Source organism: Borreliella burgdorferi B31, from assembly GCF_000008685.2.
Classification (GTDB): domain Bacteria; phylum Spirochaetota; class Spirochaetia; order Borreliales; family Borreliaceae; genus Borreliella; species Borreliella burgdorferi.
This window is the reverse complement of the sequence record NC_001318.1, coordinates 467279-490579: the sequence shown is the minus strand read 5'-3', so window position 1 is coordinate 490579 and position 23301 is coordinate 467279. Positions and strand designations below refer to the sequence as shown.

The 23301-nt window shown below is 27.2% G+C and carries 25 protein-coding genes, 4 tRNA genes and 1 other RNA gene; 9 read left to right on the top strand and 21 right to left on the bottom strand.

The genetic code is table 11. The features are described 5' to 3' along the window. Nucleotides 1-25: 25 nt before the first annotated feature. The 14 genes from BB_RS02385 to BB_RS02320 form a co-directional block, all read right to left on the bottom strand. Nucleotides 26-847 carry a TIGR00282 family metallophosphoesterase gene (locus tag BB_RS02385; RefSeq protein WP_010889755.1) on the bottom strand — a complete coding sequence of 274 codons (822 nt, stop codon included), beginning with the start codon at nucleotides 845-847 and terminating at the stop codon, nucleotides 26-28. 13 nt (nucleotides 848-860) lie between these two features. Next, the gene (locus BB_RS07975) at nucleotides 861-1040 is read right to left on the bottom strand and encodes a hypothetical protein (RefSeq protein WP_002656066.1); all 180 of its coding nucleotides are present in this window, start codon (nucleotides 1038-1040) and stop codon (nucleotides 861-863) included. Nucleotides 1041-1084: 44 nt separating this feature from the next. Continuing rightward, nucleotides 1085-1597, bottom strand: coding sequence for a signal peptidase II (gene lspA / locus BB_RS02375; protein ID WP_002655974.1), 513 nt, complete (start codon nucleotides 1595-1597; stop codon nucleotides 1085-1087). 10 nt (nucleotides 1598-1607) lie between these two features. Continuing rightward, nucleotides 1608-2354 carry a Nif3-like dinuclear metal center hexameric protein gene (locus BB_RS02370; RefSeq protein ID WP_002656266.1) on the bottom strand — a complete coding sequence of 249 codons (747 nt, stop codon included), beginning with the start codon at nucleotides 2352-2354 and terminating at the stop codon, nucleotides 1608-1610. A 1-nt stretch (nucleotide 2355) separates the two neighbouring features. Next, nucleotides 2356-3045 carry a peptidoglycan editing factor PgeF gene (gene pgeF, locus BB_RS02365; RefSeq protein WP_002665243.1) on the bottom strand — a complete coding sequence of 230 codons (690 nt, stop codon included), beginning with the start codon at nucleotides 3043-3045 and terminating at the stop codon, nucleotides 2356-2358. Beyond that, the gene (gene lptB, locus BB_RS02360) at nucleotides 3042-3833 is read right to left on the bottom strand and encodes an LPS export ABC transporter ATP-binding protein (RefSeq protein ID WP_010889754.1); all 792 of its coding nucleotides are present in this window, start codon (nucleotides 3831-3833) and stop codon (nucleotides 3042-3044) included. The genes pgeF and lptB overlap by 4 nt, the downstream gene beginning before the upstream one ends. Then, nucleotides 3811-4506, bottom strand: coding sequence for an LptA/OstA family protein (locus BB_RS02355; protein WP_002655955.1), 696 nt, complete (start codon nucleotides 4504-4506; stop codon nucleotides 3811-3813). Before BB_RS02355 ends, lptB begins: the two co-directional genes overlap by 23 nt. Beyond that, a complete protein-coding gene (locus BB_RS02350) occupies nucleotides 4503-5030 on the bottom strand; it encodes a hypothetical protein (protein WP_002557056.1) in 528 nt (175 codons plus the stop codon). Before BB_RS02350 ends, BB_RS02355 begins: the two co-directional genes overlap by 4 nt. 283 nt (nucleotides 5031-5313) lie before the next feature. Continuing rightward, nucleotides 5314-5823 carry a nucleoside-diphosphate kinase gene (locus BB_RS02345; protein WP_002657947.1) on the bottom strand — a complete coding sequence of 170 codons (510 nt, stop codon included), beginning with the start codon at nucleotides 5821-5823 and terminating at the stop codon, nucleotides 5314-5316. Between the two features lie 170 nt (nucleotides 5824-5993). Then, nucleotides 5994-6293 (bottom strand): nucleoid-associated protein EbfC, encoded by a 300-nt coding sequence (gene efbC / locus BB_RS02340; RefSeq protein ID WP_002557054.1) that lies wholly within the window; start codon nucleotides 6291-6293, stop codon nucleotides 5994-5996. Nucleotides 6294-6297: 4 nt separating this feature from the next. Beyond that, entirely contained in the window at nucleotides 6298-7980 is a 1683-nt protein-coding gene (dnaX, locus tag BB_RS02335; RefSeq protein ID WP_010889753.1) for a DNA polymerase III subunit gamma/tau, read from the bottom strand. Between the two features lie 191 nt (nucleotides 7981-8171). Continuing rightward, an RNA gene (gene ffs / locus BB_RS02330) (signal recognition particle sRNA small type) lies at nucleotides 8172-8268 on the bottom strand. A gap of 3 nt (nucleotides 8269-8271) precedes the next feature. Next, nucleotides 8272-8358: transfer RNA gene (locus BB_RS02325), tRNA-Ser, on the bottom strand. Nucleotides 8359-8374: 16 nt separating this feature from the next. Beyond that, a tRNA-Arg gene (locus BB_RS02320) sits at nucleotides 8375-8448 on the bottom strand. 74 nt (nucleotides 8449-8522) lie between these two features. On the opposite strand from BB_RS02320, the gene BB_RS02315 reads away from it, so the two are divergent. Next, nucleotides 8523-9236, top strand: coding sequence for a lipoprotein (locus BB_RS02315; RefSeq protein ID WP_002557052.1), 714 nt, complete (start codon nucleotides 8523-8525; stop codon nucleotides 9234-9236). Nucleotides 9237-9265: 29 nt separating this feature from the next. Here BB_RS02315 and BB_RS02310 read toward each other — a convergent pair. From BB_RS02310 to BB_RS02295, 4 genes are all read right to left on the bottom strand, one after another. Beyond that, nucleotides 9266-9352: transfer RNA gene (locus BB_RS02310), tRNA-Ser, on the bottom strand. Between the two features lie 56 nt (nucleotides 9353-9408). After that, nucleotides 9409-9497, bottom strand: a tRNA-Ser gene (locus BB_RS02305). Between the two features lie 63 nt (nucleotides 9498-9560). Further along, complete coding sequence (locus BB_RS02300) at nucleotides 9561-10871, bottom strand: tetratricopeptide repeat protein (protein WP_002656661.1); 1311 nt, start codon at nucleotides 10869-10871, stop codon at nucleotides 9561-9563. Next, complete coding sequence (locus BB_RS02295) at nucleotides 10864-12384, bottom strand: fibronectin type III domain-containing protein (RefSeq protein ID WP_023003291.1); 1521 nt, start codon at nucleotides 12382-12384, stop codon at nucleotides 10864-10866. The genes BB_RS02300 and BB_RS02295 overlap by 8 nt, the downstream gene beginning before the upstream one ends. Before the next feature lie 121 nt (nucleotides 12385-12505). Here BB_RS02295 and uvrC point away from each other — a divergent pair, with 121 nt between their 5' ends. Beyond that, complete coding sequence (gene uvrC / locus BB_RS02290; protein ID WP_002657940.1) at nucleotides 12506-14317, top strand: excinuclease ABC subunit UvrC; 1812 nt, start codon at nucleotides 12506-12508, stop codon at nucleotides 14315-14317. A gap of 51 nt (nucleotides 14318-14368) precedes the next feature. Here the strand turns inward: uvrC and BB_RS02285 are convergent, their stop codons facing one another. Together BB_RS02285 and holA are read right to left on the bottom strand one after the other, a co-directional pair. Then, complete coding sequence (locus tag BB_RS02285) at nucleotides 14369-14974, bottom strand: hypothetical protein (protein ID WP_002657938.1); 606 nt, start codon at nucleotides 14972-14974, stop codon at nucleotides 14369-14371. Between the two features lie 3 nt (nucleotides 14975-14977). Next, nucleotides 14978-15967, bottom strand: a complete 990-nt coding sequence (holA, locus tag BB_RS02280; RefSeq protein ID WP_002657937.1) for a DNA polymerase III subunit delta — start codon at nucleotides 15965-15967, stop codon at nucleotides 14978-14980. A 56-nt stretch (nucleotides 15968-16023) separates the two neighbouring features. Between holA and BB_RS02275 the strand changes: the two genes are divergently transcribed. Beyond that, on the top strand, nucleotides 16024-17175 hold the full coding sequence (locus tag BB_RS02275; RefSeq protein ID WP_002557046.1) for a lipid galactosyltransferase: 1152 nt from the start codon (nucleotides 16024-16026) through the stop codon (nucleotides 17173-17175). Here the strand turns inward: BB_RS02275 and BB_RS02270 are convergent. After that, nucleotides 17172-18014, bottom strand: coding sequence for a mechanosensitive ion channel family protein (locus tag BB_RS02270; RefSeq protein ID WP_002655969.1), 843 nt, complete (start codon nucleotides 18012-18014; stop codon nucleotides 17172-17174). The genes BB_RS02275 and BB_RS02270 overlap by 4 nt on opposite strands. Before the next feature lie 207 nt (nucleotides 18015-18221). Between BB_RS02270 and BB_RS02265 the strand changes: the two genes are divergently transcribed. The 6 genes from BB_RS02265 to BB_RS02240 are packed head-to-tail and all read left to right on the top strand — an operon-like array spanning nucleotide 18222 to nucleotide 23298. Then, nucleotides 18222-18809 (top strand): chromate transporter, encoded by a 588-nt coding sequence (locus BB_RS02265; protein ID WP_002656679.1) that lies wholly within the window; start codon nucleotides 18222-18224, stop codon nucleotides 18807-18809. Between the two features lie 14 nt (nucleotides 18810-18823). Beyond that, the gene (locus BB_RS02260) at nucleotides 18824-19357 is read left to right on the top strand and encodes a chromate transporter (protein ID WP_002661253.1); all 534 of its coding nucleotides are present in this window, start codon (nucleotides 18824-18826) and stop codon (nucleotides 19355-19357) included. Nucleotides 19358-19359: 2 nt separating this feature from the next. Continuing rightward, on the top strand, nucleotides 19360-20619 hold the full coding sequence (gene rpoN / locus BB_RS02255; protein WP_002662392.1) for an RNA polymerase factor sigma-54: 1260 nt from the start codon (nucleotides 19360-19362) through the stop codon (nucleotides 20617-20619). Further along, nucleotides 20609-20902, top strand: a complete 294-nt coding sequence (locus BB_RS02250) for an HPF/RaiA family ribosome-associated protein (protein ID WP_002656958.1) — start codon at nucleotides 20609-20611, stop codon at nucleotides 20900-20902. The genes rpoN and BB_RS02250 overlap by 11 nt, the downstream gene beginning before the upstream one ends. A 12-nt stretch (nucleotides 20903-20914) precedes the next feature. Then, nucleotides 20915-21190, top strand: coding sequence for an HPr family phosphocarrier protein (locus BB_RS02245; RefSeq protein WP_002557040.1), 276 nt, complete (start codon nucleotides 20915-20917; stop codon nucleotides 21188-21190). Nucleotides 21191-21192: 2 nt separating this feature from the next. Further along, complete coding sequence (locus tag BB_RS02240; protein ID WP_002665246.1) at nucleotides 21193-23298, top strand: cation:proton antiporter domain-containing protein; 2106 nt, start codon at nucleotides 21193-21195, stop codon at nucleotides 23296-23298. Nucleotides 23299-23301 lie beyond the last annotated feature (3 nt).

Here is a 23301-nt window from a genome sequence, read left to right as displayed (position 1 = left end):
TAAAGAATATCTAAAGATATGAATATCAAACAATATCCATATCTTTTAAACTTGATTTACAATCTATATATTCTCTAACAATCTCTACAGAAAAAGAATGGCCATTCTCATCGATATCAATTAAAACACCGTTAAAACCAAGGCCTTCCCAAGATTCATTAAATTTCTGATTTAAAAATCCTTTCAAAAATTTATCCACCTCTAAATCAGGAGAATATCCAATAACACTGTCCAAACTCCCAACTCTGCCCAAATCAGTTATAATAGCAGTATTATCTAAAATTCTCAAATCAGCTGTTAAAATCCTTTTCCCGGTTCCAAGACAAGCACTAACTCTTGATTTTAGATAAAAAAACAAAGCATTAACTTCGGCTGTAGTATTTGAATCAAAAAGAACAATAATATTATTTGTTTGCATCTTGATTCTTTGATAAAAAAAATCAAAACTATAAAAAGGATGATTAAATTTATATTTAGTTATTCCTGTTTGACCTACAATTCTAATCACAGCCAATTTTTTGCCATTAATATTATAAATAAAATAAGAATATCCCTTTAATTTTGCAGGACAATTTAAAGGCTTTAAAATAAAATTATACTTATCAAGATCATCAGATAAATCAGGCCTTGCAAAAGCATTTTCACCTAAAGTTAAAACATCAATTCCATACTTTTTTAATAAAAAGGCATGCTTTTTGCCAAGACCTCTTAAACCTGTAGTAAAATTATTGCCAGATATTACAAAATCAATCTTTTTTTCCACCTTAAAGGATGATAAAAAAGATTTTATAACAATAATCCCAGCTTTGCCGACAACCTCGCCAGTAATTAAAATCCTTAAAGACACAAAGCCTCTCTTTTTATTGATCTAGTTCAAACAACTTAATAAGTAAACTTTTTACAATAAAAATTGACACAAAATACCCCACCAAAACAGCGAAAACAATCATCATAAAAATCAATATAAATTGCAAATAGGGCTTTACAATAATGCTAAATTTAACAACTAAAAAAAACTCTAAAAAGAAAACTAGAAACATTAATGATAAGTTCATTAACATACATAAAATAAAACTCAAAATCTTCATTTATTAAGCACTTTTCTTTTTATAAAAAAATCATAAACCAAAAATAAAATCATACCTATAACAACATAGCTATCTGCAAAATTAAAAGTAGGCCATCTATCAAGTCCAAAAATTCCATAAAATTTCAAATCTAAAAAATCTACAACTCCAGAAGGTCTAAACAATCTATCAATAACATTTCCTACTCCTCCTGAAAAAATTAATAAAAGTGAAATTCTGGCAATACAATTTCTTTCTTTCAAAGAAAGATAAAAAACAAATATTAAAATGAAAATAGGCATTGCAAGAAAAAAAATTTTTTTCAAGCTATAATGGATATTAGAGCCCATAGAAAATAAAATACCTGTGTTTCTTACATGTATTATCCTAAAAAAATCATCAAAAAAGGAAAAATATATTGAACCTAATTTAACATACTTTGCAACCAAATACTTAGAAAGTTGATCAAAAAAAATCAAACTAATAATAAATACAAAAATATTGAAATATTGCTTACTTTTAGCGCTCATACAAAAATCCTTATAAATTAGTATTTTTACAAATAAATTTAACCTCTAAATCTTCTTGAATTTTGAAATCTTCCATTAATTTAATTAAACCAAAAGTTTCAGTAAAATAATGACCTGCAAAAATCAAATTCACACCGAATTCTTCTGCCAAAGAATATATTTGATGAGAAGTGTCGCCGGTTATAAACAAATCTACATCATGACATAAAGCTTCTTCAAAAAAAGAGTATCCAGAACCACTAACAATTGCAACCTTATTCACCGATTCTTTGAACTTTTTCGAAAAAAGAATATGTTTATTTTCCTTTTTGATTTTTTCTAAAATTTCAGAAAAGCTAAAAACAGAATCAGCAATAATCCCTAGATTAACTCCGCCATAATTTGCAAAAGCAAAAGAATTTTTTAATCCTAAAAAATCTGAGAACACTTTGCTGTGCGAATAAACAGAATGAGCATCCATAGGCAAGTGCACCGAATAAAGAGCTAAATTATTTTCAATTAAAAATTTCGTTTTATCATACATATTAGAAACAATGCGCTCTTTTTTTGACCAAAAAATACCGTGATGAGTAATTAAAAAATCATTTCCTTTTGCTTCTTTTAAAGTTGAAAAGCTAGCATCAACAGCAAAGGCAACCTTGTTAACCTTAGCATTAATATTCCCCACTTGAAGCCCATTTAAATTTTTATCAATATGCTCATACTTATTTATATCAAAAATTGAATTAAGCTTAAAAGACAAATCTCTTACATTCAAATTAAATTCTCCAAATTAAAGCATAACTTTGACTTTCTCTTAATCTTCTATAAGAATAAAGATTTTTCAAACAATACGTACAAAGCTTTGAATTATAAATATTTAAATTAAAACTAGAAAGTAAATTTAAATTAAAACTAGCATTATCAAAGTATATTTTACCATCTCTTGTAACAAAAGAAGCATTTAATAAATCTTTGCTAAATTTATTACTTACTTCTTTTAAGAAAATTTCAGAAACTTCATAACAACAAGATCTGTTATAAGGCCCAAAAACAATTTTCAAATCCTTCAAAGCTGATCCCATTTTTTCAAACATAAATAACATTTTTAAAATAATCAAATTAAAGCTTCCTTTGTATCCACTGTGAATAAGCCCTATAATTTTTTTCACCGAATCATAAAAGTATATTGGAAGACAATCTGCAAAGTAAGCAACAAGGGCTACATCTAAAGAGCTAGATATAAGACCATCTCCTTCTTGAAAATTAATAAAATCATCTTCAACTTTATAAATAATATCTGTATGCAATTGCTTTAAATATTTTATTTTCTTAGACCTAGGAACAAAGTTAAAATTATCATTACTAAGTTCTTTTAATTTTAGATTAAAAGGCTTTTTAGTATAAATCATTTTAACATCATCAGCTATCCTAAATTCATAATAAAGTTCGTGCTCTATTGTTTTCATAATCTAAATTCTTCTCCCAAATAAAGCTTTTTGGCTTTTTCACTGCTTATTATATAATCAACATCACCCTCATCAAGCACTTGCCCCTGATAAACAATATAAGCTCTGTCTATTATATCAAAAGCATCTCTTACATTATGATCGGTAATAAGAACTCCTATGTTTTTCTCTTTTAAAATTTTTATTATATTCTTTATATCCCCAATCGCAATAGGATCAATACCAGCAAAAGGTTCATCTAAGAGTAAAAAATAAGGATTTACAGCCAAAGCTCTTGCTATCTCTGCTCGCCTTCTCTCTCCACCAGAAAGAGTATACGCTTTTTGGCTTTGTATTCTTTTTATCTCAAATTCTTTAAGCAAATTCACAAGCTCTATTTTGCGCTCAGCTTTAGATAGATCTTCTCTTCTCTCTAAAGCAACCATGATATTCTCTTCAACTGTAAGTTCTCTAAAAATTGAAGCATCTTGGGGAAGATATACAATTCCTATTCGTGCACGCTCATACATATTAAGAGATGAAATGTTATAATCATTTATTAAAACTTTGCCTGCATTAGGCTTAATAAAACCTACAATAGTATAAAATGTTGTTGTTTTGCCAGCTCCATTTGGACCAAGAAGCCCCACAACCTCACCTTTATAAATGTTAATTGTAATACCGTTAACAGCAAGCTTTTCGCCATACTTTTTAATAATGTTGTCTGCTTTTAAGACAACATTATTGACAGAATCAAGGTTAAGGCTTTCCTTAATCTCTTTTATTTTATTTTTTTTCTTCAGAAGCATCATTTTCAACTTGAGTAAATTCTCCCTCAACACTTCCCTCAAGTTTATACCTATTAGTTTTTGTATTGAAAATTATTCTTGAAGCAGAATAATAGTTGTCTTTCTGGTAAATTACTGGAACCCCCTCAAGAATCATTTCTTTTTCTTCTTTATTATAAGTCCCATTTTCAGCTCTTGCAAAAGTATCATCCTTATATATTTTAACAGAATATTGCATAATATAAACATTAGTTTTATTGCTGCCTTCAATTCTTTCTGCTTTAACAAGCATATTGTTTTCTAAGTCTTCAAGCTCAACCCCTTTTTGAAGATAAAAATTATCCAGCTTTCTATTAAAAAACAAAAACTGAGCTTTAACATTCATTTTATTCTTATAATCTTTATAAAAAACATTGCCTCTAGCTTCAAGATAAGAGCCATTTTCTCCATAAATTTCAATTTCATCTGCTCTAAGATTAAAATCCGAGGAAATAACCTCTGAATTCCCTTTTAAAACAATTTTTTTATAAAAAGAAGACACTACTCCTTGTGCAAAATCTGACTTAAAAGTAAAATTAGTGCTTTTCTCATCACTTCCCTTAATCCTTTCAGATTTAAGGCTGGATTCTATTTGTGTTGCTTGAATATTGTTAATAAAAATAATAAAAATCCATATTAAAATTAAATCCCTCAATTCATGATTCCTTCAACTCCAGAATCAAAATAAAAAACATTGCTCTTTAAAAAATAAGAAAATCCTTTTCCGTTTATTTTGCTATCATTAAATCTAATTAATACTAGCTCATTTGGGGGGGATTGCAACTTCTTGTCTTTATTCTTCCATAAAAGCCTATTTGAATTAAGCAAATAATAATTATTTTTATCTTCTATTTTAAATTCTACAGAATCTCTCATATCCAAATCCTTTGTAATATAAGAACCTTCCAAATTATTAAACTTCCCTGAAATTTCATTATCTAGGGAATGATATAAAAACCTTCCATTCTCTGCCTTATAAATTTTATAGTCATTGAAATAACTAAAGCTTAAAGAATTTAAAACGGTTTGCTCTTTATTGTATACAACATCATAATACTTGATTCCTAATATTTGTATTGAAGGAAACTTTTTGGCCACATCAGATCTACTAGAATACTCATCATAATCAAAAGTACAAGCAAAAAACAAAAACAACAAACAAAGTCTAAGTATTTTCATAAATATTTTTCACAAGACTAAAAATTTTTTCTATTTCAATTGACAATCTATAAAACATAACAACACAACATTAAAAACTTTATCAAATAAAATTTATTTACATAACCAATTATAATGTAAAACACAAAATCAAGGTAAAAACACTGCTCTTAAGAACAATCTTCTATACAAGAATTCTCCTAAAATGCAAAAATTCAAACAAAAGTACAAAAATTGCTCTTATTTCAGAATAACATAAGGGTAATTTACAACTTATTCCTTTTAAGAGATAGACTTATAAAAATTAACAATAATAATGCTCACATTCATCATCTCTTTTATAGTTTAAAATTTCATTGTCTTTAAACCAAATTGGTATTTCGCGCATCGCATCTGCCTCATTTGCAGATGCATGAATCACATTGTAAATTGAAAAACCTTTTTCATTTGAATACTTAAAACTATGATAAGAAAAATCTCCCCGTATTGTTCCAGGAATAGCCAATTTTGGCTCAGTAGCACCACAAAGCTTCCTCACAACCTCAATGCTTTCAACCCCTTCAACAACAAATGTAAAAACAGGGGAATTTGAAATAAATTTAATTAAAGAATTCCAAACAGCCTCACTATGTCTAAAGACAATATCATCATATAAATAATGTTTTTTTGCCAAACTCTCATCAACAATAAGCATTTTAGCAGCTACCATCTTTAAACCTACTCTTTCAAATCTAGAAACTACATCGCCAATTAAACCTCTCCTAACTCCATCTGGCTTAACAATACATAAAGTTTTTTGCAATAACATTGACATAAATCCTCCTAAAATTTAGGATATATATTTAAAAATAATTAAATAAATAAAAATACTTATTCAATACAAAAATTATATCTGATTAATTACATTTATATGGAATAATACAAATTATAAAGCACTTAACATTGTATTGAAAAATCAAAATATAACTTTTACAAAATTAAAAACTACATTCCAAAAGGAAGAACTCCCATGGTTTTTAATTTTATCTCTTCTTTAACCTTAGAGACAGCATCATTTAAAGCAGATTTAATCATTTGTTCAAAAGCATCATTGTCTAAATCATCAAAAAATTCCTTATTGATTGAAACTTTTTTAACATTAAATTCGCCATCCATCTCAATAGTAACAATATTGCTACCTGCTTTACCACAAACCGTAATTTTAGAAATTTCCTTTTTAATATTGTCAATATTATTCTTAACGCTAGACATATTTTTCAAAAAATCTAACGGATTTACTGCCATATTTTTATCCCTCCAGAACTTCACTTGCTCCAAAAATATTTTTTACAGTTTCTAGTTTTTCAAAATCCTTTTCAAGGTTTTTAAAATTTTTCTGAAACACAATGCTTAAATTGGGGAATTCTTTGTAAAATTCAGATCTTATCTCACCTTTATAATTTTGAAGCTCATTATATTCAAACTCACTAAACACCTTATAATAAAGAACATTGTCATCAATAGCAACCTCTCCCGAATGAACTAAAGTTTGAACATATCTTGAAACAATATAAATAAATTTATCTCTTATATCAATAAAATCATTTGAATTACTCGCATTATCATCTTCAATAAAAATCTCATCAATCTCGTCAATACTATTGGTCTCTAAAATATTTTTATCAATTTTTGTTGATAAATTTTCATCACGATCAGCCTCCTCTTTTTCTAAAGATTTGATTTCGGGAAATTCACATTTTAAACTAGATTTTGATGGAATAAAAGCCAAATCATCTTCGCTCTTATTATTTGATAAAACATCAAAATTGTTTGAATCTGTAGCAATATTTTCTAACAGATTGTCTTCAAGATTTTGAATTTGCTTTATTAAAACATGATTTGGAACATAACTTTTAAGTCTTAAAATTTTAATAAAATTAATCTCAAGCTCATATCTTGGATTAACCGAAAATTGCAAATCCCTGTAAGTTTCAAGCAAAACAACAATAATTCTTTCAAGATAGTTCAAATCAAACTCAATTAATTTCTTTCTCAAATCCTCAGATTTAATTCCAATAAACTCAAAATTTTTAATACCTATCTTTAAAAATAATGCCTCTCTAAAAAATTCGATTGAATCTAAAAGAAATTGCTCATAAGACACTCCAGATAAAAAAATAGAATCAAGAACACAAATTAACTCTTTCACATCTTCACCAAGAATGCTAACTGACAACTTTTCTAAAAATTCATCATTGGTTAAGCCCATCTTGGATCTTATTTGATCTAATTTAATGTTAGAATCAGTAAAAGAAACTATCTGATCAAAAAGAGTATAAGCATCTCTTACGCTACCACTACTTTTATATGCAATCCATTTTAAAGCTTCATCTTCATATTTAATATCATCCTCTAAACAAACTTTCTTAAGCATATTGTAAATCTTATCTAAAGATAAAAGTTTAAAACTAAAATGTTGACATCTGCTTTTTATTGTCTCTGGAAGCTTGTGTGACTCTGTAGTGGCAAAAATAAAAACAATATAATTTGGAGGCTCTTCAATTGTCTTTAAAAGAGCATTAAAAGCAGAATTGGAAAGCATATGAACTTCGTCAATAATATATATTCTATATTTAGAAATTGCAGGAGGAAACATTATCTCTTCTTTAATTTGCCTAATATCTTGAACCGAAGTGTTTGAGGCACCATCAATTTCAACAACATCAAGGCTGCTATCATTCTCAATAGATTTACAATTGCTGCACTCCCCACATGGCATAACTGTTGGACCATTCCTGCAATTTAAGCATCTGGCAAAAGCCCTGGCTGATGAAGTTTTACCAACGCCTCTTGGCCCTGAAAAGATATAAGCATTAGCTATTTTATTTTTCTCTATAGAATGCTTTAGAGTTTCAACAACAAAGTCTTGCCCTTCAAGAGAGTTGAAATCTCTGGGGCGTTTCTTAAGAGCAGTGCCTCTTGAAGACGCCATTAACTTTTTACCTCCCTATGCTTTAATAAGTAAAATATTAGTAAATATATACTATACAACATATTTATATCTCAGAGCTATTACTTTAAAAGAATTTTATGAAACATAAAAAATATAATAAAATTGAAAGTTACAAAAAGACAAATCCATATCTTAACATAAAGCAAAACATTGCATTTGGGTTCAAAATTAAACCTAAGACTTACGTACTCATCAAAAAAATCGCTTACCGCTGCTACCTTCCAGTCCTGACGGGATTCAGCAATACTTGATAGTACGGGTCCTAGGAATCGGAGAGAATGGGATTCGAACCCATGATACATTTTACTGTATACACGCTTTCCAAGCGTGCGCCTTAAGCCACTCGGCCATCTCTCCAAACTAACAAACTTTTCGTGTCCAAGAGGACTTGAACCTCCGACCTTAAGAATCGCAATCTAACGCTCTATCCAACTGAGCTATGGACACAAATAATTAGTTTTTATTGTAATAAAAATTACTATTTATTACAATAAAAACATTCAATAGAAAATGGAGAAATTGTGAAAACTAGAATAATCATTTTTCTTTCAATATTATCTATTCTATCATGCTCTAAATCAGTCTCAAGTAAAGTTAATTCCGAATTTGAAATTAAAACTAAAAATATCAAAGAAAATGAAATACTGCAAAACAATAATATTCTCCATATAGATGCAAAAATTCCTTTTATGGAAAATGCAAACTTTGAATTTGAAAATCTTATAAAAAAATGGAAAAAAGACATCGAAAATAAAATATCAAACCCCGAAAACTCAAAAAATGAATATTTTTATTTTTCCAATTTTACAATATTTAAAAATGAAAATATTGGCATTACATCTATTTTATACAAAGAATCTTTCAGAGAAAAAGAATCAAGCACTTTCTTGAAATATTATTCTTTAAACCTAAAAGGAAACAAAAAAATAGAAATTTCAGAAATAATATCAAAAGATCAGCTAGACTCTCTAATAAACGTATTAAAAGAACAGCTAAATAGTAGAATTAAAGATTTTTATGTTAAAGGAAAACACAGTCAAAAAGAATTGGAAAAAAAATTCACAACAATCTTTCCAAGATATAAATATTATTTTAAAAATAACCAAATTATAGTTTTTTATAATCCATTCTCAAATGATTGTAATGGCTGCGATAAAATTGAGTTTCAATTCCCCATACATGAAAACACAGAAAATGAATATCAACCAAACAAAAACCTTCACTCTCAGTCTTAATCTTAATACTTAAAATTAAATGATAATTACGGAGAGGGTGAGATTCGAACTCACGGTAGGCTTACACCTACAACGGTTTTCAAGACCGTAGCATTAAACCACTCTGCCACCTCTCCAGAGTTAAAACAAATTTTAATAAATAAAATACACGCTGTCAATATTTAAATAATTACGGAGAGAATGGGATTCGAACCCATGGTCCCCTTTTAAAAGGACAACTTCTTAGCAGGAAGCCCCATTCGGCCACTCTGGCATCTCTCCTATAACATTAATACATATTATCTTAGAGATATTATTATTGTCAACCAAATAAATTATAAATTATTAGTAATTTATTCTAAACTCTTTATAAGCTTCTATTAAATTTTGAAAATCCCCAATAGAAATGTCAATTTCGGGCAAAATACATTCTTCATGCAAGATTTCTTGAACCATTTTTTCCTCATTGTTGCTAAATTTTAATTCAATGCACTCATCTTTAATTCTCCAAATATACGTATTTACTCTTATATTGTGATCAAAAACAAAAATAGGATCTCTCAAATTTAAAGAATTGTCAATAAAAAATAAATACTCTAAATACCAATTTACTCTTAAAGATACTGCAAATTCTTCAAGCAGAGTTTCAATTAACATATCCTCGCTGGACTCAAGCAATTTTAAAAATTTTGAATAAGGCTCTGGATTAAGCTCACAAAGTTTTTTCATATAAAAATAGGCATCCTCAAGATCACGATTTCTAAGAAAAAATAAGGTTGCATATAAATATATCAAATCTAAGTTAGAATAATCATTAACCATTCTCTCAATAGACTTTTTAGGAGAAAATTTTAAAAGCTCAACTGTTGCAATATGCATATTGTAGATCGTATAAATATTAGGAAAATTTAAAATAGCTTTAACATAAGATGTTGTGGCTTGAGTCATGTTGCCTATTTTATGAAAAATAGTTGCCCTATTGTGCCAAATATATTTAGAATAATGAGAGTCTGTTAAAAATTTCTCAGAAAGCCTAATTGCTCTGCTTATTTCCCCAATAGAATAAAAATAATACATTAAATAATTAACAACAAGAGCAAGATTGGCATCAAAAAAAATTTTATCTACTTTTAAAAAGCTTGCTGCTTGAAGAGATGCACTATTTTTTAAAATCCAAATATTAAGCTTAACTAGAGAATTGTTTTGATCCAAATCTCTAGCCTCAAAAAATAATTTTAAAGCCTCGTCTTTGTTATCCAACATTTCGAATAAGACAGCACTATTGTTTAAAGCTTGTACAAAATCAGATTTTTGCTCTTTAGCTTTTAAAAAACAACTTAAAGCAAGTTTATATTCTTTTAAATTAAAATAAAAAACACCTAAATTATAATTCTCAAAAGGACCTAAATCATCTTTATTTTTTTCAATTTTGCCATAATCTATAAGTTTAACTAAAAAATTATATTCGCTCAAAACAACAGGATAAGTATTTAAAACATATAAAAGAGCCTTATAATCCTTTTTCTTGAAATAAATAAGCGCTTTAAGTGCAAGAGAATCAAAATTCTCATCAAAAACATCTAAATTATCAAGAGAGCTTTTAAAATCACCATTTTTATAAAAATTTAAAGCCTTCTCAAAACTAAAGTTATTCATATTTTTTAAAAATCTCCATAGGCCTTACAGAAATTTCCTTTGAAAAAGAAGTCTTATTAACACTTTTATCCAAATTGTAAGCGGCAATACTAATATAGTAAAGTCTTCCGTCTTCAAGTCCTGTAATCTTAAAAGAAGTTTGATTTCCAACATCAATAGGAGAAGTTAAAACACCGCCGCCGGTTTTTCCATGATAATTACCAGAAACAACACCAATATAAATGTAATACCCCTCAACACTGCTATTAACAACAGGAATCCATTCAATAAAAACTTCTCTGGAACCTGGAATAACTTTTGTTATCACAGGAGGAAATGGAGCTGCTTCAGGAACGTAAGTAATTGACATACTATAAAGAGAAGGACTACTTACAGAATCTCCACTAGGATAAAATTCAACTTTTATTTGAATATATTTTGATATCTTTGAATCTGGAAAATCTTTTTTAGGATCAAAATGAATCCATGCCCCAGTTAAATTTTTTTTAATATTCCCATGACTATCTGTATCATAAAATACCTTATTATCTAATCTGTAATAATAAACAATCTCTGTATCCTTAGGAACATTAGAATCAACATCAAAGGATAACACTTGAGAATAATATTTAGAAAGCTTAATAGGCTCTGTAATAATGTATCCCATATTCTTTGAGAAAAAAGCACTACTAACCTCTTCAAAGCTTTTATGTATTTCCAAATTCTCAACCGCACCAGTAAAATAAGTTCCTAAGGTAAAATCAATAAAATTACCAATACTTAATAAATATCCTGATCCTTCCTTCTTATCATCTGTTATATATTCTATTGCCTGAGGTTTAGAATCTATCAAATATTCAAGTATGCCGTCCTTTTGCCTATATCTTAAAGTATGCAAATGCCATTTCTTTGGAATAAAATCATCATTACTTTTCATTCTAATTTTGATAGGATTTTTATTGTCTTTTAAAAATACATTGTTTAAAACCCAAACAAAATTTCCCTCATCGCTTTCTAATCTAATAGACTGATCTACCCACGAATTATTAATCTTTTTATAACCATCCCAACTAAAAATAATTTCTCCTGTAACAGACGTTGTTCGATATACCCAAAACTTAATAGTAAAATCAGACACAGTATTGCCTGAAAAAAAGAACGCTTTCTTTGTAAGTGGCTTAAACTTAACAGGATTTTGATTTGAATAAAAAATTAAAGAGCCATTAGAAACATTACGAAATTCATTTGAAACTCTCAAACTTTTTGCACTAACTAAATAATTTGAAGATGTGTCTTTTAATTTATTATCCCTTCCTATTTCTAAGCGCAAATCAATATTATTCAAATCTAAAACAGCTTTATATCTATCCAAATAAATACCAAGCAAACCCCTCATATCCCTTTCAAAAGTAACATTGCTAAAATCTTGAATAAATTTAAAATTTTTTTTCGAATCAAGTATCAACTTCAATTCTTGAGATAACAGAGTAGAAAAGCACAAAAAAGRTAGCAAGAGCATTAAAATTAATCTCATTTTTGACCTTTTATTTGTTATTACCCATATTTTTAAATACCTCAAAACATAAAACAAACTGCCTTATGATACAATATTATATCATAAGATGATTTTTAAAATCTAAAAACTGCCTAACATTATGAAAGAGAACCTAACAAATTTATTCGAAAAAGTAATAAAATTACCAACCACAAGCGGTTGCTATAAGATGCTAAATGAAAATAAAAAAATACTCTATATTGGAAAAGCAAAAAATCTAAGATCAAGAGTAAAAAGTTATTTTTTAGAAAAAAATAGTCACAAAATCAAAATATTAATGAAAAATGTAAAATCAATAGAAGTTATTACAACAAATAGCGAATACGAAGCATTGCTTCTAGAGTGCAATCTAATTAAAACCCACAAACCTGATTACAATGTAAAATTAAAAGATGGAAAAGGTTACCCCATGGTGAGAATAACCCATGAAAAATATCCAAGAATTTTCAAAACCAGAAAAATAATTAATGACAAAAGCGAATATTTTGGACCATTTACCAATGTAAAAAAATTAGATCAAGTACTAGATTTTATTAACAAAACATTTAAGATTAGAAAGTGTAAAAAAAAATCCAATGCTCCTTGCCTATATTACCATATGGGACAGTGCCTTGGAGTATGCTACAAGGAAAACCTTGAAAAAGAATATCAAAAAGAGCTAGATAAGGCAAAATCCATACTAAATGGAAATATATCCGAAATATCAAGTCAAATTGATATCAAATTAAAACATGCCATACAAAAAGAAGATTTTGAAACCGCTATCAAATTAAAAGAAATTAGAAATTCTTTAATAGAAATTAATCAAATCCAAATCGTTACAAAAACCAATAATTTAAACATAGATTATGTCCATGTTCATCCAGGAGAAAATGTAAATACAATAATAGTATTAAAATATAGAAATGGAAAATTAGTTGAAAGAGATGCAAACTTTGATGAGAGTATATGCAAAGAAAATGAGCTGATTTTACAATTTTTGATTCAATATTACACATCTATTAATATGATAGTACCAGACAAAATTCATATTTTTCTCAAAGATATCGACACTAAAAATGTTGAAAAACTAATAAATGAAATTAAAAATACAAAAACAGAAATTATTTACAAAGAAACAGAAGAAATTTTAAAAATAATGGAAATGGCCATATCTAATGCTGAATTATCTTTAAGAGAATATGAGAATAAAAGCACCAAAGCACTTGAAAGTTTGAAAATTGTTTTAGAAATGGACAAACTTCCCAAAATAATTGAAGGATTTGACATTGCTCATCTTAAAGGTCAAGAAACAGTAGCTTCTATGGTTACTTTTAAAATGGGAATGCCTTTTAAAGAAAACTACAGGCTTTACAAACTAAATTCACTATTAAAAGGAGAAATTGACGACTTTAAGGCAATAAAAGAAGTAATATCAAGAAGATATTCAGAAATAATTAATAACAACTTAGAACTACCGAATTTAATTTTAATTGACGGGGGCAAAGGACAATTAAATGCCGCTCTTTCTATCTTAAAGGGCTTAAAAATAGAAAACAAAGTTAAAGTCTGCTCGTTGGCAAAAAAACAAGAAACAATATTCTTAACAACTAACAAAAAAGGAATAAATCTACCCCAAGGACATCCTGCTCTTAGAATACTGCAAAATGTAAGAGACGAAGCACACAGAAAGGCCAACGGATTTAACAAAAAAAGAAGAGAAAAAATAACCCTATTGTATACAAAAATACACGGAATTGGAGAAAAAACAGCCCAAAAAATATTAAAATCAATTGGAACCTATAAAGATATATTGCCTTTAAGTGAAAACGAAATTTCAGAAAAAATAAAAGTAAACGTGCAACTTGCAAAAAGAATAAAAGAATTTGCAATAAAAGAGAACTCCATAAAAAATAATAATCAAGATAAATAAATTTTAAACTAGATTATTATTTATTAATATTTTTTAAAATAAAACACTATTTTAAATTCCAGGCGATAAAACCAAAAAAAGATCATTAATAAGCTTATTTCTAGACTGTATATTTAAAACATCTCCTAAAAGCTCTATTTTATAACTTTCAGAAGAACTCTTAACTACTCTAAAAAAATGAACAACTTCAGTGTAATCAAAATCATCCAACTCTCCAATAACTTCATTTATTAAATTGTCAAATATTTTTTTACGCTCTTTTTTTTCTAAATTTTTAATATTTAAAGATCTCCCTTCAATTTTATTTAATTTAGCCAAAAATTTTTCTATACCGTTTTGAAAGTTAATATTTTTAATAACAACTTCAAATTCAAAGCCCTTAGAAATATTTTTTCTACCTATTATCTCATATCTTAGATTATTAAAAAACAAAGGATAAAAAATGAAATCATCCTTTGCCTGAGATTTCAACCCACGAATTTTTGCCTTCAGATCATCATCACTTGGAATATTTAAATAATTAAAAAATATTTCAGGACTGCTTTGAAAATTTTTAATAGAATCAAAAAACTCTATTAAAACATTTTCAGCCAATCTAGATTCAGATCTACAAGACAAAAAACAAAATAATAAAATCCAACTTAATTTTTGCTTCATACATTAAAAATTAAATTTTGATTCTGTAGAATAATGCATTAAAAAATTATTATTAAGCTTTAAAATTGAGAATATTAAAAAATATGACAAATTTTGATGAATATTTTTAGAATAAATTCTCAAATATAAATCAAACTTATATAAAATTTTCAAAACAATTTTAATTTCTGGAATTGAATAATTTTTAATTCCTACTCTATAAATTTTATTTAATGAAAAAAAGATTTTATTTTTATTCAATGCACTCTGCAAGCTCCCATATGCATTATAATCTATTTGCACCTTTAATAATCTTTTAAATTGCCAAATAAGACTCATTAAAATATTAAGCAAATCTTCTCCCTGATCCAAAATAGACTTAATCTTGATCAAAGACTGAGTCATATCTTTTCTCAAAATTGAATTAAATAAGGAAAAGGTGTTCTCAAAGCGAATAAAACTAATCCAAGAAGCTATATCTTCCTCCTCAATGGTATTATTCTTGGCAAAAAGCGCAAAAGAATCTATATAAAATTTCAAAATTTTAGTATCTGAATTTAACATTAAAAGCATTAAATTTATTGCAGAATCTGTAATTTTAATATTAAGATTAAAAAAATTTCTTTTTACAAATGTAAATTTATCATCATCAGGAATCTCATAAAAAACTTTTTTTATAAACTTAAGCTTATTCTTAAAATCAATGTTACATGTATTGCTATTGGAAACAAAAATAACAGTTTTATTGTTAGACTTTAAGATTGAATTACACACTAGCTCTAAATCTTTTCCTGCTTTTAAAAGTTCAGACTCATAAACAATAAAAATTTCTTTTTTTGAAAAAAAAGAATTGGAAAATAATTTCTCAGCAAATCCTACAGCTGAGAGTTCTGACAAAAAAATTTTAGTAACTGAAACTTCGGATTTAAAAGCATCCATTTTAATTAAAAGCTCTTTTAAATAGGCTTCTTTTAAACCTTGCTCATTACCCAACAATAAATAAACCGCTTGCATTAAAGTAAATTATAATCCAAGTAGCAAATATATTATACTTAAGCTAGGAGGAGAATATGAAAGTCGCAATATTTACAGATACATATATCCCAGAAAAAAATGGAGTAGCAACATCAATAAAACAAATTAAAGAGGGATTTGAAAAAAATGGCTATGAGGTTTACATATTTTGCCCAAAATCCAAAAAATCTTTAAACGAAAAAAACGTTTACAGATGCTCATCTATTCAAATAAATAAAAAACTTGATGCTGTAATAGCTTTTCCCAATAAAAGAAAAATATCCAAAATAATACAAAGCTATAAACCAGACATCATTCATACTCACTCTGAATTTTCTATGGGAAAAATTGGAAAACAAATTGCATTAAAACACAACATACCAATAGTTCATACAAGCCATACAATGTGGGATTATTATTTGCATTACTTAGGAATTTTTAAATATTTTATCAAACCCGACAAAATGATGCGAAAACATTATAATAAAATAAAACATTTTATTTACCCATCAAGTAAAGCAAAAGAGAGATATTTCCAACTTTCAAATAATTCTTCTAACTATAAAATAATTCCAAATGGGGTTGATAGAAAGCTTTTTATAAAAACTCTAAGCAAAGAAAAAAAAGATGAAATTTTGAAAAAGCACAATATAAAGCAAACAGACAAAATAATAATATTTGTTGGAAGAATAAATAAAGAAAAAAATATAAATTTATTAGTAACACACTTAAAAGATCTTTTAATGCAAAACAATAATTATAAGCTTATACTTATTGGTAAAGGAAGTGAAGAAAAGGAAATAAAAAATTTTAGCATCAAACATGGGCTTGAAAAACAAATATTGCTAATAGGAACAATTCCATGGGAAGAAATATACTATTACTACAAAATTTCTGATATCTTTGCTAGCCTATCAAAAAGCGAAGTATATCCAATGACAGTAATAGAAGCATTAACCGCGGGAATACCTGCTATTTTAATAAATGATTATATATATAAAGACGTAATAAAAGAGGGGATAAACGGATTCTTAATAAAAAAATATGAAAACTTATCTCGGTACATAGACAAAGTAATAAAAGATGATGAAATACTAAAAAAATTTAAAGAAAATGCAAAAAAACACTCCACTAAATTTTCAAGCTATTTTTTCACAAAAAAAATTAAAAACTATTACTCAGAAATTATTGCAAGAAAAAATCATTAATACAGCTTATCAAAAGGCACAAAACAAATTGGAACCTTAATTTTCATATCCAATAAAACATTTTGAATAGACTCACCAACAAAATATTGAAAATCCCAAAAAACCTCTGTATTAACAAAAAATCGAACTTGCAAAACTATATAATAAGGAGTGTATTTTTTAACAATAAGAGTAGGAGCACAAAGCTCAACATTAAATTTCTTATTATTGAAAATCATTAAATCCTCTATTTTATCCTTTAATAAACCAATATTCGTATCATAGGGAACTTGAAAAGAAAACACAACTCTTCTTCTAGTACATGACGAAAAATTAACAACAAAATTGGATGTAAGCTTACTGTTTGGAATTTTAATAATTTCTTTGTTAAATGTTTCAAGTGTAGTAAAAAAAATTTGGACATCTGCAACCAAACCTTCAACATCTCCACATTGAATATGATCTCCACACTTAAAAAACTTAGAATTCAAAACAATAAATCCACTAACAAAATTAGATAGAATATTCTGAGCAGCAAGCCCAATGGCAAGCCCTAATGATCCAAATACAGCAATAATAGATGTTGTAGGCACCCCAAGATATGGCAATATTATTAAAACAATAACAAAGTCTGTTAATATTTTAAAAAAAGATTTTAAAAAGTTAAAAACTGTAACTTCTAACTTTTCCTCTAATCTGGACTTTTCTAAAGTTTTAAATAAAATTTTTCCCATTTTACTAACTATTAACTTTAAAAAATACCATAGCACTATAGCAATCGAAACTTTTAGACCATAACCTACCACGCCCTCAATAATATAATTAAAATAATCTTGAAATATAAAAAACTCCTTAAACAAATTAAACTTTCCTTCCGGGCTTTACATAAATTAATTGAATTATAGCACAAAAAACAAACAAGCCTTCCAATAAAAACCCTAATTAAAACAATGACTCAATATTTTAAAGACACAATAAAGCATATTTTCATTACTGCCGCTCAACAACAAAATGAACATTACAACAATATTTGTGATAAAATTAGTATCCAAAGGTTTTTACTAAATTTGACAAAACAAATGTATAAAAAGAAACAAAAAAAAATATATGAAATTCTGGACTTGTTTTTACTTGTCTTTAAAACAACAACACTTACAATTGGCGGAGGATTAATAATTATATCTGAGCTTAAAAAAATATTTGTTAAAAAAAGAAAAATAATATCTGAGGACGATTTTAACAAAATACTAGCAACATCAAATGTTATTCCTGGAGTTACAGCGATTAATTTTGTGTTCCTAGTAGGAAGAAAATTTGGAGGTTTTCCATGCGCACTTTTGCTCGTTGTTGCAGGAATTTTGCCTTCCATTATTGCAATAATAATGGTTTTCCTTTATCTAAAATTAGTACCAGATAGCATACATGTTAAAAAATTTCTCGAAGGTGCAAAAATATCTTCAATTATCATAATGATAACCGTTGTTTTAAAATTTTCCAAAAAAATGCTAAATGATTCTATAATAAAATGGACAATATGTTTTCTTGTAATTTTTGCAATTTTTAAATTAAAAATAAAAATATCATACATATTGTTAATTTTCTTTTTAGTATACACATTTAAATATATAACAATAAAAAAAATATTAACTAAATAGAAAAAGGATATCGGTTGATTTTAATAAATTTATTCATTACATTCTTAAAAATCGGATTATTAAATTTCGGAGGCGGTAATGGAATTGCAGCAATAATAAACAACGAAATAATTAATAATAAACATTGGATAACAAAAGAAGAATTTGTCAATATGATTACAATATCAAGAATAACCCCTGGGCCTATTGCAACAAACATAGCAACATACGTTGGAATGAAAACTGCAGGAATTGCGGGAGCAATAATTGCTACAGTAGCATTAATAACAGCCCCAATAATAATAATGATTATAATCCTCCTAATACTACATAAAATCGGCTTTTTAAATTATTGCCTAGAAAATCTAAAACCTATTATTGTTGCGCTGTGGATAATTACAATAATCATTTTGCTTGAAAATACATATTTAAAAATAGAAAACAACAAAACAGAACTTTTGAAAACTCTGGCTATTGTAGGAATTAATTTTTTTATTTTATTTTTTTATAATAAAATAAGTCCAGCATTAGTAATTATACTTAGTGGATTTTTTTATACATTAATATAAATATGATTAAACAAAAATTAAAAATATCTCAAAATTTAAACTCAATTCAAATACAAACAATAAAAATATTAAGCCTTAACCAAAAAGAATTAACAAAGCTTATACTAGAAGAAAGCGAAAATAATGAATGTCTAGAAATAAACTCAAATAAAATATTTTTTGAAACATTGAAAACATATAGGTTTAAAAAAGTTTTTTATAAAGAAGATGATATGATAAAAAATCAACACGACATAGCTCTTGAAAAAACACAAACAAATACTTCTTTAAAAGAACACCTTTTACTGCAATTAAGAATTCAAAGAATAAATGAAGATGAAATTAAAATAGGCGAAATACTCATAAACAATCTAAACAGCAAAGGTTTTCATATAATAAACCCTTACGATCTTTTTAAAAAGGAAGAAAAAGAAAAAGTAAAAAAAATAATTGAACTTATTCAAAAATTTGATCCAATTGGAATTTGTGTCCCCAACATAATAGAATCGTTAATTTTGCAAGCAAAGCATCATAAATTAGAAACTAATATTATTAAAATTCTTGAAAAAGCAGAGCTTCTTGAAAAAACTCAAAAAAAGTTAAAAGAGGAACTTAAAATAAGAAGCAAAGAATTTAACACGGCTTTAGAAATTATCAGACAAAAACTTAACCCCAACCCAACGCTCGAATTTAAAGACCCAAACGACACTAATTTTTATGTTGATCCAGATATATTAATAATAAATCACAATAATAAATTTAAAATTAAAATCAAAGAAGTTAATATCTTTAAAAAAGAACTTAAAAGGACAAGTGAAAACCCCCAAAAACAAAAAAAAGCAAAGTGGTTAATCGAATCCCTACGATATAGAGACGAAATACTTGCAAAAATAGGAATAGCTATATATACATTGCAAAAAGAATTTCTAAGAAGAGGATTTAAAAGCTTAAGGCCAATGAACTTGAGCATTTTATCAGAAAAAATTAGTGTATCAAAATCAACAATATCAAGAGCAATAAAAAATAAATACTTAAAATGCGAATGGGGTACAATATTAATCAAAGAGCTTTTTAGCTCTGTTGGTGGAGCAAAAACAAATGAATTTTCAAAATTAAGCATCAAAATAACAGTAAAAAAGTTATTAGAAGCAAATAAAAAGATGTCAGACAAAGAGATTTCTGTTATACTAAAGTCCAAAGGAATCTCTATTTCTAGAAGAACAGTAAATAAATACAGAAATGAATTAAAATCTGAGAAAGGGAGAACATATTATGGAACCTAAAATTCAAACGGTTAATTACAGCTTGAATGAGAATGAAAAAAATTTTATTCTCAAAAAGCTAGAAAAATTTGATACTCATATCAAAAAACATATTGATAATTTAAAAATTACAATTAAAAAAGAACATGAACTTTTTAAATTAGACGCACATATTCACTTTAATTGGGGGAAAATAATACATATAAGAGAAGATGGGAAAATACTTCTTAATCTTATTGATAGTGCAATAGCAAGACTTTACAAAACAGCAACCAAAGAGAAAGAGAAAAAAAACAACAAATAAGATAAGTAAAAAATGCAAGAAGTAGAAATTGAGATAATAAATAAAGATGGAATACATTCAAGGTCGGCAAACATCATTGCTGAATTCGCAAATAAACATTCTTCGTGCGACATAAAAATAACAACAAAAGATGGCAGAAAAGCTGACGCAAAGTCCACAATAGAAATTATCATATTGGGTATAATATACAAAGAAAAAATAAAAATAACAGTCGTTGGAAAAAAAGAAAAACTAGCAATTAAAAATTTATTAAACTTGCTAAAATATAATTTTTCAAAAGAGCTTTAAAAATGAACAAAAAAATTTTTTACATAACAATACTGCTGCACTTACCTAATCTTCTATTTTCATACTCAACAAAATACGACATTGAAGTAAAAATGTCGGCTTTTGTCATGAGTCTGGCAATCATCGTAATCTCATCTATTTCAATAGGCAATCTAGTAGCTAAAATAGGAATTCCAAAAGTAATAGGGCAAATAACAGCGGGAATAATTCTAAGTCCGAATGCCTTTGGAAAAATTCAAATACCTTTATTATTCCCATTGGGAATAACTCAAATTGGAGAAAATTATTTAATAAATGAAAAAATATTTGCAATCTCTACCATAGCTTCAATAATATTGCTTTTCACAGCAGGACTTGAAACTGACTTAAAATTGTTTATCAAATTTTTGCCACGCGGAGGAATTATTGGAATAACAGAGGTTGTTGGAACCTTCACAAGTTTTGTACTAATGGCAAGCATAATTTTTAACGTTCCCCTAATAAGCCCAACCTCACTTTTTATTGGAATAATTGGAACCCCAACATCAGCAGGAATCGCAGCAAGCATACTCTCGGCAAAGAAAAAAATGAGTACCTCAGAAGGAGTGACAATAATCTCAACTTCAATTATTGATGATGTGCTTTCAATGCTTATGCTTACAAGTGTAATAACTATATCAAGATCTATATCAGATCTTGATATAGCAAGCTCAATAAAAGCTATAGTTCAAAACATAGTAATTTGGCTATGCTTAACTTTCTCTTTAATATATATATCAGAAACACTCTCAAGACTGTTGAAAAAATTAAACAGTGTCACCTTAGCAACCGTAATAACGCTCTCTCTAGCCCTTACTATTGCAAGCATTTTCCAAAATTTAGGAATGTCTTTTGTTGTTGGGGCTTATGTATTTGGACTTGCTATGTCAAAAACAGACATTGTATACGTAATTCAAGACAAACTAACAATCTTTGAAAGATTCTTTATCCCGATCTTTTTTACATCAATCGGACTTATGTCAGATATTAATGAAATACTTTCAAAGGAAGTTCTTATTTTAGGATTAGCAATTAGCGCAATAGCAATAATTACTAAAAGTATATTTTGCTTTATCCCAGCACTCTTTTTAGGATTTAATAAACTTGGAGCCTTAAAAATTGCAACCGGAATGGTTCCAAGAGGAGAAGTTTCACTTATTATGGCAAATGTAGCATTATCTTCAGGATTTATTAGCCAAAAAATATTTGGAATCATAATAATAATGGTGTTTTTGCCAACAATCATTGCAACACCCATAATAAACTTTTTATTTAAAATAAATAAAAGTGGACTTAAAAAAGAACTCCCAATAGATCAAAATACACACATATGCGTATCATTTGAATATGATAATTTAGCCAAAATTCTTATATGGGACTTTAAAAATGAGTTAAGAAAAGAAGGATTTTTTACACAACAAATTAAAAATGATTCTTCACAATATATTAATGCAAGAAAAAACAATATATCCTTCTCAATAAAACGAGAAGGTAGCAAAATCACATTTGAATGCCCAAATAATCATTTAATTATAATACAAGATCTTTTTAGAGAAACAATCTTAAACCTAGAAAAAATAACCAAAGAAGTTGAAACAGTCTCTTTAAGAGCAAAAAAACTAGATTACTCAATAAATTACGATAAAATCCTTAGTAATATCAACCTAAATAAAAGAATAAAAAAGGAAAACATTATTCTAGAATTAAAATCAAGCAATAAGGCTGATGTAATAAGAGAGCTTCTAAGCGTAATAAACATTGAAATTGATAAAGAAAGAATATTCCAAGATTTAATGGAAAGAGAAAAGTTAATTACTACTGCACTAAAAGAAGGCTTTGCCATTCCCCATTTAAAAACAAATTTAATATCAAAAATACATATTGCAATAGGAATAAGCCATGAGGGAATTGACTTTAATGCTCTTGACAAGAACTTAAGTCATGTTTTTATATTAATACTGTGCCCAGCAAAAGATTACGTTAGCTACCCTAGAATTTTAGCATCTGTTGTGGGCAAAGTTGATCTGTACAAAAAAGAAATTTTAAATGCAAAAACAGATAAAGAAATTTATAATATAATAGTGAGCTAAGTT

Bases quoted from the DNA above. Each gene is read 5' to 3' on its own strand.
- BB_RS02350 (WP_002557056.1), bottom strand. From the start codon at position 5,030: ATGAAAATACTTAGACTTTGTTTGTTGTTTTTGTTTTTTGCTTGTACT.
- BB_RS07975 (WP_002656066.1), bottom strand. From the start codon at position 1,040: ATGTTTCTAGTTTTCTTTTTAGAGTTTTTTTTAGTTGTTAAATTTAGC.
- lspA (WP_002655974.1), bottom strand. From the start codon at position 1,597: ATGAGCGCTAAAAGTAAGCAATATTTCAATATTTTTGTATTTATTATT.
- BB_RS02300 (WP_002656661.1), bottom strand. From the start codon at position 10,871: ATGAATAACTTTAGTTTTGAGAAGGCTTTAAATTTTTATAAAAATGGT.
- dnaX (WP_010889753.1), bottom strand. From the start codon at position 7,980: ATGGCGTCTTCAAGAGGCACTGCTCTTAAGAAACGCCCCAGAGATTTC.
- BB_RS02240 (WP_002665246.1), top strand. From the start codon at position 21,193: ATGAACAAAAAAATTTTTTACATAACAATACTGCTGCACTTACCTAAT.
- lptB (WP_010889754.1), bottom strand. From the start codon at position 3,833: ATGCTTCTGAAGAAAAAAAATAAAATAAAAGAGATTAAGGAAAGCCTT.
- pgeF (WP_002665243.1), bottom strand. From the start codon at position 3,045: ATGAAAACAATAGAGCACGAACTTTATTATGAATTTAGGATAGCTGAT.
- BB_RS02285 (WP_002657938.1), bottom strand. From the start codon at position 14,974: ATGAAGCAAAAATTAAGTTGGATTTTATTATTTTGTTTTTTGTCTTGT.
- rpoN (WP_002662392.1), top strand. From the start codon at position 19,360: ATGATTAAACAAAAATTAAAAATATCTCAAAATTTAAACTCAATTCAA.
- holA (WP_002657937.1), bottom strand. From the start codon at position 15,967: ATGCAAGCGGTTTATTTATTGTTGGGTAATGAGCAAGGTTTAAAAGAA.
- efbC (WP_002557054.1), bottom strand. From the start codon at position 6,293: ATGGCAGTAAATCCGTTAGATTTTTTGAAAAATATGTCTAGCGTTAAG.
- BB_RS02345 (WP_002657947.1), bottom strand. From the start codon at position 5,823: ATGTCAATGTTATTGCAAAAAACTTTATGTATTGTTAAGCCAGATGGA.
- uvrC (WP_002657940.1), top strand. From the start codon at position 12,506: ATGAAAGAGAACCTAACAAATTTATTCGAAAAAGTAATAAAATTACCA.
- BB_RS02245 (WP_002557040.1), top strand. From the start codon at position 20,915: ATGCAAGAAGTAGAAATTGAGATAATAAATAAAGATGGAATACATTCA.
- BB_RS02250 (WP_002656958.1), top strand. From the start codon at position 20,609: ATGGAACCTAAAATTCAAACGGTTAATTACAGCTTGAATGAGAATGAA.
- BB_RS02275 (WP_002557046.1), top strand. From the start codon at position 16,024: ATGAAAGTCGCAATATTTACAGATACATATATCCCAGAAAAAAATGGA.